Annotated in this window: 9 protein-coding genes; 2 read left to right on the forward strand and 7 right to left on the reverse strand. The window is 41.3% G+C overall.

Annotated elements, in window-relative coordinates:
• The first annotated feature begins 129 nt into the window (after window positions 1–129).
• Both V7S65_RS10595 and V7S65_RS10600 read left to right on the forward strand, forming a co-directional pair.
• Window positions 130–1,173, forward strand: coding sequence for a DUF262 domain-containing protein (locus V7S65_RS10595; RefSeq protein WP_336388280.1), 1,044 nt, complete (start codon window positions 130–132; stop codon window positions 1,171–1,173).
• Window positions 1,163–1,759 (forward strand): HEPN domain-containing protein, encoded by a 597-nt coding sequence (locus V7S65_RS10600; RefSeq protein WP_336388279.1) that lies wholly within the window; start codon window positions 1,163–1,165, stop codon window positions 1,757–1,759. The genes V7S65_RS10595 and V7S65_RS10600 overlap by 11 nt, the downstream gene beginning before the upstream one ends.
• Window positions 1,760–2,131: 372 nt before the next feature.
• On the opposite strand, the gene V7S65_RS10605 is transcribed toward V7S65_RS10600, so the two are convergent.
• From V7S65_RS10605 to V7S65_RS10635, 7 genes are all read right to left on the reverse strand, one after another.
• The gene (locus V7S65_RS10605) at window positions 2,132–2,812 is read right to left on the reverse strand and encodes an NTP transferase domain-containing protein (RefSeq protein ID WP_227024565.1); all 681 of its coding nucleotides are present in this window, start codon (window positions 2,810–2,812) and stop codon (window positions 2,132–2,134) included.
• Window positions 2,809–3,759: a polysaccharide biosynthesis protein gene (locus tag V7S65_RS10610; protein WP_111578472.1), complete on the reverse strand. Its 951-nt coding sequence runs from the start codon at window positions 3,757–3,759 to the stop codon at window positions 2,809–2,811. Before V7S65_RS10610 ends, V7S65_RS10605 begins: the two co-directional genes overlap by 4 nt.
• Window positions 3,760–3,783: 24 nt before the next feature.
• Window positions 3,784–5,046 carry a LicD family protein gene (locus V7S65_RS10615; protein ID WP_336388278.1) on the reverse strand — a complete coding sequence of 421 codons (1,263 nt, stop codon included), beginning with the start codon at window positions 5,044–5,046 and terminating at the stop codon, window positions 3,784–3,786.
• 161 nt (window positions 5,047–5,207) lie between these two features.
• Window positions 5,208–7,568, reverse strand: a complete 2,361-nt coding sequence (locus V7S65_RS10620) for an ABC transporter permease (RefSeq protein WP_336388277.1) — start codon at window positions 7,566–7,568, stop codon at window positions 5,208–5,210.
• Window positions 7,569–7,770: 202 nt separating this feature from the next.
• Window positions 7,771–9,426, reverse strand: coding sequence for a cyclic peptide export ABC transporter (locus tag V7S65_RS10625; RefSeq protein ID WP_336388276.1), 1,656 nt, complete (start codon window positions 9,424–9,426; stop codon window positions 7,771–7,773).
• Window positions 9,427–9,445: 19 nt separating this feature from the next.
• A complete protein-coding gene (locus tag V7S65_RS10630; RefSeq protein WP_336388275.1) occupies window positions 9,446–10,132 on the reverse strand; it encodes a thioesterase II family protein in 687 nt (228 codons plus the stop codon).
• 11 nt (window positions 10,133–10,143) lie between these two features.
• Window positions 10,144–12,018 (reverse strand): condensation domain-containing protein (locus V7S65_RS10635; protein WP_336388274.1); only part of this gene is annotated, 1,875 nt, incomplete at its 5' end.

The following is a 12,018-nucleotide window of genomic DNA, read 5'->3' on the forward strand; positions in this document are numbered from 1 at the left end:
ATATGCTCGCAACCAAGACGATTTCCTGTCAAACTGTTGGTATAGCATTTATCTCAACAAATAAAATTGAAAATAAATCCCCAATCCTTATGTTCAAGTCATAATTCCATAAATCATAAAATGAAGAAAATGAAGAAAATGAACGACAACAAAGTACTAAACCTTTACCCCATTGACTATCCATTCGAAACATTAATTCAACGAGCGAATTCCTCTCCATCAAAATTGATTCTTAATCCGGAGTTTCAGCGGAAATATAAATGGGATAAGGATGGTTTCGAGAGGTCATCGAGATTCATTGAATCCTGTTTGATGAGAATTCCTCTGCCAGCATGCTACTTTGCAGAGAATGAGGATGGAAATCATTTTGTAATTGATGGAGTACAACGAATAACAACAATTAAAAAATTTCTAAATAATGAGTTTCGTCTTGAAGGACTAACTGTATTTAAAGAACTGGAGGGAAAGACGTTTGAAGAAATTGGCAGCTTCAAAAGTGAGTTAGAAAGTACGACGATCCGGTGTATAATATTACGAAAAGAGAATCCGAAAGATTTAGTGCAGGAAATATTCGCGAGATTAAACCAGGGAGCCGTGGAATTATCTGCACAAGAAATCAGACACGCAATTTATCCTGGTTCACTTAACAATTTGCTAATTGAGCTTGGAGAAAATAAGTTTATTGATGCATTTGGGAAAGGAGAAAGAGGTGTTAAACTTAAAAACAGTAGAGAACAAGACGAAATGATCCTACGGTTCTTTGCACTACATACCGATCTCACCGATTACGAAGACAATTTATCCAAATATCTGGACAAGTTCATGCTAAATAACCAACACCTTTCAGAAGATGGTATTGCCGCACTGAGACAACAATTCAATAGCACCTTACAAAAATGTCTGATGGTATTCAATGACAACCCATTTGTAGACACTACAAAAGCAAAACACCGGCAAAGCCTGGTACACTATGACTTATTAATGTGGAGCTTTAAAGGATACAGCTTACCTTTTCTAAAGAAGCACAAAAACGCGATTGTCAAGAAGTTCCTTGAGCTATGCAACAATGAGTCCTTTATAAAAACACTTTCTGGCGGACTCCAGATGAAAGGTTCAATTTTAAAGAGAAGAGATATTTGGGCAAAAAAACTAAAACCCCTTCATGGAAAATAGTGGTCAAATTTCCGGCTATTGCTTGCAACTGGAAAAACTAAAGTCAATCATCTATACAGCTAATGAAAAAATAATTTGCGAATCGCCAGATAAATTCATTTATGAAAATGCAAACTTCCTTACAAAATCATTCCTTGTGATTATGTGTGCCTACCTCGAGTCATATATAAAAGATGTCTTGATGGTAGCAATAAATGAGATAAATATAAGATTGGATTCAACCAAACTACCACACAATCTGATTAAATGGGCACTTAACCAGGAAAAAGAATTTAAAGACACTGAGTTAAAATTCGAAAATTTAAAAATATCAATTACAAAAAAGAAATTAGACGATTTCATCTCTGGAAACCCATTTCGAACAAATAACCTATTTAAAAAATTTGGTATTCAGTTGGATAAAAATGAAACATTTAATGCCCAGAAAGAAAAAATAAGTTCCATCATTTTAAAGCGAAATAGTGTAATTCATCATAATGATGAGGCTTCAGATGTTTCAAATGAGGACTTAATTGAGAATATCGAATTTATGAAGAAATATATAATTAATATAGATAAAATTGTTTGTAATCATCTTCAATGTTAACTATACTAATGGTAAGCTGATACTCAAACGTAAAACAAAAAAAAATAAATTCTGATAAAATTTCCATCTTTAGCAAAAAAAACGGTTGAGGAAGACTCCTCAACCGTCAATAACTTATATTTTGTTATCAGATATTACACTTAACGAAGCCGGTCATTCAGCGCCACTCCGGAGATAAACCGTTTCATCCGCGGCACCTTCCAACCGAAGCCCGGCTGGCGTTCTATAAATGACGGCAGGCAGCTAAGCTACGCCTCATATGATCTCAGTCATGCTTATGTAACGGTAACGGGTATCCGGAGAAAGTGACGGCGGGCAAACAGGTATTGGTGCCGGGTGGCCATACCAGTACTAAAAGTGAGGATAACAGGTTCAAAAATTACTTCCACCGGAGGCTTTTTCAAGCTCATTTAATTGTTCAATTGAATTAACAGAATACCATTCATGAGGGTAAGTTGCTGAATAATAAAGGTCTTCATTTTCAATCAAATCCTGCCATAGCTCATAAAAATCATCCACAGCATTCATCTTTTCATTAATCAAAAAAGGGTTCAGTAGTTGTATTCCTGAGCAATAAATATCGGTCTTTACTTTCCTGTTAAGGGAAGTAACAATATTATTATGCCCGGAAATAAAATCACCTTCTATGCCCGGAACCGGCTTTACAGGTACAACCATACATAAAGGATAACCCAGAGCAGCATAATTTGAATATAGAAAATGGATATCCAGTTTTACTACATTGTCGCAGGTCAGAACCAGGACCGGCTCATTTATGAACTTCGCCAATGTATTAAAGATCCACCAGGCATTACCTTTAGTATTAGTATTAAAGACCATTGATACCCCTTGTTCAATCACGTGTTTTGCCAGATCAGCCCCCATGTGACCAACCGTAATGGCAATACTGGGTATTGCTGACCGGATCTGGCTTATTGACTTTGATATCAATGTTTCTCCATGTACTTTAATCATTGACTTAGTCATGTCTTTTGTTAATGGCATCATCCTTAATCCTCTGCCGGCAGCCATTATCAATGCATAGTTTATCATATAAAGCTTCCTTTAGAATATTGAATCAATTCATCTATTTCTTTCTCATCAAATTTTCCGGAATTCATGGTATCAACCGCACCTGTGATCTCATTGAACCCCCTACTGGAAAAATCAATCAGGTAATAGCCACTGCTGCCCAAATCCAAATATCTCGCATGAACAATTTCCGTCTCCGCGATCATCGTTTCATCGATACTTTCTCCAACCCTGGGTGTTGTTTTTTCAAAAGAGCCACCATACATCCGGATAAATCTTGACAAAACATCTTCCATTAACACGGATTTCATCCTTTTAGCCAAAATTTTAGCATGCAGCAACTCGTGATGATGGATGCTATCCATTATCATCTGACAAGCATCATGAACGTTGAAGAAAAACCTGCGCATATTGCTGCCGGTTGTTATAATCTTTCCATCCGATTCCAGCATAGATTTCCAAATCGGGAATACAGACCCAGTAGACCATGCAATATTTCCGAACCGCAGGCAAAAAAAACGGGTGTCCGATTTATCATTTAAGAGCAAAAACAATTTTTCCATGACAGATTTAGAAGTGCCATAGAAACTTTTGCAGGGAGGTGCTGCTTTGTCCGTGGAAATACCAATAACCAGCTGAACACCTTTATCCATTGCCACCCGGGCTATGTTTTGAGAGCCTCTGATATTAACATCCACACATTCATTGGGAAACATCTCGCCAAGTTCAACATACTTGGTTCCTGCTGCGTGAACAATAATCTCAGGTTTATATAAGGCAATAGCATCTCTAACTGAATCTATGCTGGTAATATCCATCGGGTGAACTTCACAACCAGTGAGTAATCGCGCCTGATTTCCCCAATAGTTGTTTCTTCCGCCGAGAATAACATTATAATACTCTTTTAATTTCACTGCCAGATTCCTGCCAAGAAAACCGGTTCCACCGGTTATAAAAATAGTTTTCATATAAATATATTTTATTTAGAAAAATTAAATCATCCTGCCAGATGCATCCACCTGTATCTCCATCTGAAGAGGGAAATTGGCAGTTGCCTCCAGGCGGTGCGACCAGGTATAAATCCTGATTGACTCTTTCCAGTCTTTGTACATCGAATCAAGACACTCTATCGGATTATGAGGAATTTTATACGCGGCCCCCTCAAAAATCACTTCCTGCAATGGCTCCTTTAATCCATTAAGGAAAGTAAATCCATTGTGAAAAAAAATGTCGTCACTATACGCATCATACAACCACACATCAATAAATGGAAATGTGTACTTATAGTTATCAATGGGCTGACCATCCCTGAGCCATAATTTATAATATGGAATTCCTGTCCTTTCTTCGATAAGCCCTTCAAATTCCAACCGGGGAACTGAGCTAAGCGTTTCCAAAAACTGGTCTAACCGGCTATTCTCGATGCCGATGTCTATATCATCATCCCAGGGAATTATTCCACCATGCCTGATATACCCCAGCAGGCTTCCTCCGTGCAGAATCAAATCAATATTATTCTTCTTAGCTGCTGCACTCGTTAATTTTAACAATACTCTTACCAACTCCAGGTTATCCGGGTCCCACCTGTTGAAATTCAATATGGTAGTTCTTAACATTTCATCTCTTTCTGCTAAAGCAGTGGGCGTTAACTTAAACCAGGAGGTTGCACAGAATAGTGCGGAAAGTATTTTTTCTTTCGGAATTTCAGCGGGATTGGCTGGTATTTCTTCCGGTATTTTTGAAATTTTCAGTAATTTGTCTGCACCCGGCTTACTAATAAAATAGAAGCTCCCTCCCCAATATAATTCCATAAGAATGGTAGTCCCCAAATAACCATATTCCCTTACCTCATAGGGGGCGGGAGGATTGGCATTATCTGTTTTTTCAAATGGAAAAAAAATGTCCCAGCCATCCGGCAATTTCCCAATGAAGGATGCCATCTCTGTCAATGGTGCTACTATCTGGCCTTTATCCTCAACGATAAGGCAATATTCATACGGGCTGCCCAGGAATGCCTTCCATACTTCCCGATGATTAAAAAACAGATCAATACGCTCCTTTGATAACTCAATACAATGTTGTTGTTTTAGCAGAGGAAGATCAACTGATATACCAGGATCATGCCCGTCAATCGCTTTAAAGGGGACAATCTCTATATCGTTATTGTTAATATCCTGTTTGTTTTTAAGAATGGTATCAACGGGTGATAAACCATATTGGCCTCCTTTATTAAAGGCAATCAGGTAAATTTTCATACGAAATCTTTTAATTATGTATAGCGTTGACTTAATAAGATCACTCCTGTAATTTCTAATACCGGGAAGGTACTTGCCGGGGGAAGAGGGTACAAACGTATTGGTAAATGGCGCCGTGTACAATACACGGCGCCGGGAACAAAATTGATATTGTAATAAGTTTATTCGGCTTTTAATGTTTTGATAGGATCGGACATGGCGGCCTTAATAGCCTGAAAGCTGGCAGTAATCAGAGCCAGGCCAAGCACCATTGTACCAGTGCCTACGAATATCCACCAGTGAATCTTTGTCCGGTATTGGTAATCTTCCAGCCACCTGTACATTACAAACCAGGCAACGGGGAAGGCGATGATACAGGAAAATGCCACCAGTTGTACGAAGTCTTTCACAAGCAGTCCTACCAGGCCGGAGGTAGTAGCTCCAAGCACTTTACGGATACTTAATTCTTTGGTTCTCCGTTCTGCAGTATATGCCACGAGACCAAATAACCCGAGGCAGGAGATTAAAATAGCCAGTATAGCGAATATCCCCGCCAGTTTACCAATGAGGGTTTCCGTTTTAAAAAGCAGATCAAACTGGTCGTCAATAAATTTATATTCAAAAGGATAGCCTGGATTATTATTCAGTACCACTTCTTCAATTTTTGACAATGCCCGGTTAAGGCTCACATTCTGCGCAATGCGAATCGTGATGATATGGGTAGATTGCGGGTTACAGAACAGGATAAGCGGTTGACCGGATTCATACATATTATTGTAGAGGAAGTCTTTCACCACGCCTACTATTTCGTAACGTTTATCATCAGCATCACTGATAAAATTGCCCACTTTTCCATTTTCACCCATTTCTTTCGCCATGCTTTCATTGATGATTACATTGCTGCTGTCGACATTGGCATCCGAAGCAAAGTCCCTTCCGCTGCTTAGTTTCATGTGCATGGTAGACAGGTACTCCGGGCTTACTGATTCCTGCGTGATAAGGATTTCTTTCTGGGGATCTTTACCCTGCCAGGCGAAACCGCCGGAGTTGGTACTCAGGTACAGCACATTATTGAGGCTCAGTGCTGCATTTTCAACCATCCCGGTTTCCTTCAATTTATCTTTTACTGTAGTGAAATGATCTTTTAGCTGTCCTTTGAGATTAAGATAGATCAGGTTATCTTTCTTATATCCCAGTTCCCTTTGCTTTACGTGACGTATCTGCTGATAAATGATCAACGTACTGATGATAAGTACGATGGATGTGGTGAATTGAGCAATAACCAGTCCTTTGCGTACAAAGATAGCTGCACTGCCATCTTTTACCCTGGTCCCTTTCAACACCGATATCGGGTTAAAGCCAGATAAATAGAATGCGGGATAACTGCCTGCTACCAGGCCGGTGACCAGTGCTATAGACAACAACCAGACGAGATGCAATGGTTTAAAAAGGCTGACGGCCAGTTTTTTCCCGACCAGGCCATTGAACAGGGGAATTGTCAGGTAAATCAACAATGTAGCCAGTAGTACAGCAATAAAGGACATCAGTAATGAATCGTATAAAAACTGCACGATCAAACTACCTTTAGTGGCGCCCAGGGCTTTCCGGACACCAATTTCCCGGGCCCGTCTTTCAGAACGCGCAGTGGCCAGGTTCATGAAGTTGATACAGGCAATGATCAGCACTACCCATGCAATAAGGGAAAACAGCCTTACATAGGCGATGCGTCCACCATCCTGCTGACCATTGGTGAACTTATTATGCAGGTTCCAGTCGTTCATCGAAAACAGGAAACAAACTGTTTCGCTTCCTGTTTTTTTAGTAGCGATAAAATTGTGCAGTTTATTATTAACCGTAGCCACATCAACAGAAGGCTCCAGTTCTACCAGTGTTTGGATAGAATTATTGCCCCAGTTCCGCAACCAGGCATTTTTGGATTCAAATAATTTATACGGGGCCAGCCATTTGAACTGGTAGGTAGCGTTTTCCGGCAGATCTTCATATACCCCGGTTACCTTAAAATTTTGTTCATTATTGACCTTCAATATATTGCCCAACGCATGTCCGGGCGGGAAAATTTTCTCTGCTGCTGTTCTGCTGAGCACCACGGCATTTACTTCAGAAAAAGCGTCCGCAGCATTACCTTCTATGAACTTCAGTCCCAGCATACCAAACACCGTGGAATCGGCATATTTGCCCTGCATATATATGTTCTTCTCACCATAACTAAACAGCATATCCGTATTCCAGCTGAAACGGGAAGTATGTTTAATACCAGGTACTTCTTCCTGTATGGCTTTCGCAAGTGAACTCGGCGTATTGTCGAAGGTATGTACCTCCCCGTCATAGGTTTGGTTTTCCATTACCTCATACAGATTATTCCGCTTCTCAAAAATATGATTGAATGTCAGTTCATCTTCTATCCATAAAAATATCAGTGAAGCGCAGGCAATACCGATGGCCAGTCCGGCTATATTGAGAAAACTAAAAGTCTTGTTATTCCAGAAATTCCTGAGGGCTATTTTGAAGTAATTCTTGAACATATATGGATGTTTGTGGGCTCCGCCAAGCCGGCCAAAAATTATACCATTAATTATTAATATTTAATATAATTACATTCTGTCTATATCTGGTAAGAATTTCAGCTTTTTTTACCTATCCGGCCACGTCCGTTATGTACCGCGCCATCCGGGTAAAGTGTCCGGTTTTGATACACCAGATGTACGGTTTTGATACACAGGCGGATCAGATGGTTGATGCCGGGCTAACATGCAGTACATTCTGACTAAGGTCATTCACCCTTAAAAAAGACAGCTTACCGATATCCATTTTGTAGATGGCGTCACAATAAGCATAGTAGTGATCATCATGCGTAATGGCAATAACGGTGAATCCTTCTGCTCTCAGGAACGGCAGTATTTCCAGGTAAAACTTCCGGCGGAAATAAGGGTCCTGATCTGCCGCAAACTCATCCAGTACAAGTATCGGTTTTTTCTCCAGCATAGCACAGATTAAAGCCAGTCTTTTCCGCTGCCCGGTAGAGAGGTCAATGGTAGTAAAGCCATTTTCCAGTATAGACACTTTATCTTCCAGTTCAAAAAGTTCCAGGTACTGCTTTGCTTTCTGCTGATCCATGTTCTCCCTGCCATAACATTCATCGAACAGGTGAAAATCGCTGAATACCGGGGCAAACAATGAGCGATAAACGTACGACTGTGTACTTTCCACCTTTTCATCATTTAAGTACATATCTCCCTCATGGAACGGGAACAAACCTATCAGTAGATTAATGAAAGTAGTTTTTCCACTACCGTTACCGCCAAAAATGAAAATCACATCTCCTTTCTTCAGTTCAAAATTAAGCGGGCCAACACTAAAGGAGTTTTCGCTTTCTGTTGTTTCATATTTATAGTAAAGATGCCTGGCAGATAATTCCCGGAAATCTGCACTGCCCGTTATTTCCACGTCTTCCATATGACCTGCCAGCAAATCCTCCTTCAGCATGGAAAGTCTTTTCAGTGACGTTCTCGCCTGGGAAAGGCCAGGGATCAGCAACACAATTGTTTCAATAGGGCCAAAAACATACAATACCAGGAAAATAAAATTTACCAGCACCTTCTTTTCAATCGACAATGCTGTTCCCAGGAACAACAGGATGCTGCCAATAAAAACATAAAACGCCATCTGCCCGATCACGCGGTTATTCAAATGGGATACCAGCGCTTTCTGGTTAAGCGATACGGCGGCATCTATTGAATGAATGATCCGCTTGTCGCTGATATCCGCCCCTTTTTTCCGGTCTATTACAATTTCCTTAAATCCTGCCAGTATCTCTCCCAGGTATTTGATAAACCTTTCATCATGTACCATTGCCTTATTAAACAAGGCATGCCGTTTTTTCTCACTATAAGTATATAAAAAAACGGTAAAAAGAAGTAGCCCGATCATAGCCAGCAACAATCTCCAGGAGAGGAAGCTCATATACACAAAACAGATCACCACAATGATCGTATTGGTAACGATGTCCACCACATTGATAGACGCCTGTACGATGTTCGTGGAATCCCGGGTCATAGCGGTGTATACGCGCTCTTTATTTTTCATCATAGAAGGATAAGGCGACCTGAGAACCATTTGCAGGATATCCATCCTTACTTTCCGCAGGATCTTCTGTGTAAAGCCGATAATATTATAGGCAACGATCCATCTTGTTATAAAAAATACCAGCAGGGATACCGAGAAATAACCAATGTAGGTATATGTTTCCACTGGTTTCTCCGAAATAAAGCTATTGATAATATTATTAATCAGATAAACAATACCCATATTGCCGGCCGCTGTTACTATACTCAGCAGAATATAGAGTATATATTTGCGGAAATTATCCTTAATGATGTTCATAATCTGGTATTGATAAATTTTACAAATAATAAAAGTCCTTAATTTTTCCAGCTATCCTAGCGGCGTTCTTATGAATGAAAAAGTGATCTCCTTCCCATATCTCACTGTTAAAGCTGGACAGGGTGAAATTCTTCCAGTTATTAATCTGCGTCACGTGTTCTTCATCATTACCCATGATGGCATGGATAGGCGTTTTCACCGGGGAAAAGGCACTGAGACTGCCGGTTTCCGCCAATTCAAAATCGGCCCTCAGTATGGGTTCATAAAAATCGAACAACTCCATATTAGTATATAGCTCCGCTGGCATACCTCCGAGTTTGTCCAGTTCCGCCATAAACTCTTCTTTTCCCATGAGGTATCTCCTTTTTGTGATTCCCGTTCCTGGTCCGGGACAACCGGTTACGATGAGGCATTCCGGAAACAGAGAGATTTGTTCCAGCATGGCAACCACCTTTAATCCTATCAGCGTTCCCATACTATGTCCATAGATGAAAAATTTTTCCGCAGACAGTTGCTTAATGATCTGTTGGCAGATATCAAGAGTGGCTTCATTAAAATTATTCAACAGTGGTTCCCTGATCCTTTTTCCCCGGCCTGGCAGTTCCAGCGGGATATAGGATACATTCTTCAGAAAAGGTTCCATAAACCTGAAAGAGTAAATATTACCTCCGGCGTAATGCAATAAAAATACCTGGCGTCTTTCCATAGTCATATTCGTTATTCGGCGTTCGTGGGGGAATCTATTAATGGTTCCGGCATGATTATTCCGTTATGCGTATGAGTATATAACAAATCCAGCAGTCTGTTCATTTTTCTTATTGATTCCAGCCTGCTGTTATCTTCGCGGCTGCCGGCATCATAGCATTTCCAGTACCATTTAAGTACGATACTATTATGGTACTCTTCACATAAACACCATAGATCTGTATCAATGCCCTCGTTTCCAGCAGGCATTTCTATCGCCAGCTCTTCAAAATCCTTCGTGTAGGTTTCCTTTGTTCTGTCGATATAGCTCAGGTAGCCATCCAACAGTAGCTCACTGCCACATCTTTCCCTGAAGTCCTCTTCTATGAGCCGGAAGGGTACCTGCTGATTCAGGCGGCCTTCCAGGTATCGTTCCTGTACAAGAAAAGGAAGTGAGGGATCGTGCTCATTTTCCAGTGCAACCTGCAGGGGCAGCATATTCATAAACTGCCCGATCGCATTTGACATCTCAAATCCTGGCATGTACAGGTCTGCCCCGTTAACCACTACACCAATTGTATAACGGTTCTTCTCTTCATTGCTTTGCCGGAGGAACCGGTAAAGTGCGCTTAGCACCAGGGCAGAAGGCAGCAGATGGTGTTGCCTGCAGAATGCCTGCATCGTTGTGAACCTGTTTCCGTGGATCCATTGCGTATGATGTATCAGTTGCAGCGGAAGATCATTTCTTTTTTCAGTGGTTGGTTCCAGCCGTTGCTGCCAGTACTCCCGTTGTGCTTTTCCTGCTGCAGACTCCAGGTATTGCTGCTGGATGCCAATAAAGTTAAAGTAATGCGCCGCCTTAACGGGAGCTGCAGTACCCCCTTTATACATTTCCATGAAAGCTTCTATCAGCCTGGTGTTGGAAGCATTATCCGTTACAATATGGTGAATAGCTACATTTACCCAGGCCCCTCCTTCCCCTCCGTGTACAACCCGCCATCTCATGATTTCCCCTGTTTCCAGGTGAAAGGGAGGCTGATCAGGATGTACTGGTTTTACATCCGCCCTTTGTACACCGGCTGCTATAAACGTGAGGGTATTTTTCGTTTCTTCCAACGGCAATACTTCTTGTAAGAAAGTGTTGTCATTGAAAATAAACCTCAGCCGCAGTATGTCGTAAGCAGCTGTTAACTGGTGATATGCGCGCAGGAACCGGTCCTTATCAAAATCCGGCAGATACACATTCAATTCCGCATGTGCGTTGGTGTATCCGCTGCCATGGCAATAAAACCGCTGGTTAGGTGATAATGAAATGATAGCAGGTGCCTCATATTCCGGAAGCAGGTTTGTTTTTACTACATGTGGCATTTCACCTGTAATATTTATCCGGGCAGCTACATCTTCCAATACCGGGAACTTCAATACATCGGATACTTTCAGGTCATATTGCTGCTGATGCAGATAGTTGATCAGTGTAATCACTTTGATAGAATCCCCGCCTGCGTCAAAGAAATGTTCTTTTACAGAAACCGTGGTTTTATTCAGTACATAGGCGTAGGCTGCAGCGAGACAAGCTTCTACCTCATTACGGGGGGCTACATAAGGCACTTTCTCTGTTATTGCGCCGTCCGGTGCAGGCAAGGCTTTACGGTCTACTTTGCCACTGGATGTTAATGGAAAATATTCCAGCCGGATAAAATAAGCCGGCACCATGTACTCCGGCAATTTCAACAACAGTTGTTGCCGTATCTGCGACACCTGCAGCGGGTTTTCACTGGTAAAATAAGCGGCTAATGTCCGTTGTCCGCCGGCTTGTTTGGGGGCAGTTACCACTGCGGCGCCAATACCCGGTAAGTGACTGATGGCATGTTCCACTTCTCCCAACTCTATACGGTAACCACGGATCTT

This window comes from Chitinophaga sp. CCNWYY40, assembly GCF_037483205.1.
Lineage (GTDB): Bacteria > Bacteroidota > Bacteroidia > Chitinophagales > Chitinophagaceae > Chitinophaga > Chitinophaga ginsengisegetis.

What these genes read in the sequence shown, in the direction of transcription:
- V7S65_RS10595 (WP_336388280.1), top strand. Translation starts at nt 130, where the DNA reads ATGAAGAAAATGAACGACAACAAAGTACTAAACCTTTACCCCATTGAC.
- V7S65_RS10600 (WP_336388279.1), top strand. Translation starts at nt 1,163, where the DNA reads ATGGAAAATAGTGGTCAAATTTCCGGCTATTGCTTGCAACTGGAAAAA.
- V7S65_RS10605 (WP_227024565.1), bottom strand. Translation starts at nt 2,812, where the DNA reads ATGATAAACTATGCATTGATAATGGCTGCCGGCAGAGGATTAAGGATG.
- V7S65_RS10610 (WP_111578472.1), bottom strand. Translation starts at nt 3,759, where the DNA reads ATGAAAACTATTTTTATAACCGGTGGAACCGGTTTTCTTGGCAGGAAT.
- V7S65_RS10615 (WP_336388278.1), bottom strand. Translation starts at nt 5,046, where the DNA reads ATGAAAATTTACCTGATTGCCTTTAATAAAGGAGGCCAATATGGTTTA.
- V7S65_RS10620 (WP_336388277.1), bottom strand. Translation starts at nt 7,568, where the DNA reads ATGTTCAAGAATTACTTCAAAATAGCCCTCAGGAATTTCTGGAATAAC.
- V7S65_RS10625 (WP_336388276.1), bottom strand. Translation starts at nt 9,426, where the DNA reads ATGAACATCATTAAGGATAATTTCCGCAAATATATACTCTATATTCTG.
- V7S65_RS10630 (WP_336388275.1), bottom strand. Translation starts at nt 10,132, where the DNA reads ATGGAAAGACGCCAGGTATTTTTATTGCATTACGCCGGAGGTAATATT.